Source organism: Roseovarius atlanticus (assembly GCF_001441615.1).
Taxonomy (GTDB): Bacteria; Pseudomonadota; Alphaproteobacteria; order Rhodobacterales; family Rhodobacteraceae; genus Roseovarius; species Roseovarius atlanticus.
On the sequence record NZ_LAXJ01000059.1, the window covers coordinates 1 to 647 of the forward strand.

A 647-nucleotide genomic window follows, 5' to 3' on the forward strand; every position below is an offset into this window, starting at 1 on the left:
GGGTTGCTTCAAAGCCTGTAGCAGTGCGGCGCTTTCCGGCATGTTGCGGCACTCAGGCAGACCTTTACGCGAATTTCGTTTCTGCCATACAAAGCGTTCCTCTTAAGAACCGTTTCGACAATCTCTCTCAAAAGCGCGGCGGGCGCTTTAAGGATTTGAAGGCGCCGCGTCCGACGCGCTTGCCCAAACCAATGACAGGTAGATTGAACAACAGAAATGCGGGCTATCGCTATGAACGCGGGACCATCGTGGAGCAGGTCTCCTCGGTCTCATTATCGCCAACCTCTTTCAATAGAACAAATTAAATCCGCGACTTAACAGTCGATCAAGGAAGATTTTTTCAACGAAATACGCCATAAGCGACGTGCCCGTTTGGAAAGCTCGATGACAGTTGCGATTGTATCAGATGGCACTCTTCCGAGTATCTTACTTTTAAATGGGTCGGAACGCGGAGAACGTTAGATGCGGGTCGCATCCGCTCCGCCACTTGCCCCGGCGAAAGCGTTATCCCCATCCAGCTGCGGCCGGATTTTTCCGCGGTTTTCGAGGGTTATGCGGGTGTGGCTTAGCACCGGTCCCGGTGCCGGGAGGCCCATAGGCGGTCTCTCAGGGCCGATATTCTCCGGACCTCATGACTGCGCCGATTT

At 53.9% G+C, this 647-nt stretch carries 1 protein-coding gene; it reads left to right on the forward strand.

The features are described 5' to 3' along the window. On the forward strand, positions 1-305 hold a 305-nt coding region (locus XM53_RS23870; protein ID WP_236544624.1), incomplete at its 5' end, for a hypothetical protein. Positions 306-647: the final 342 nt, after the last annotated feature.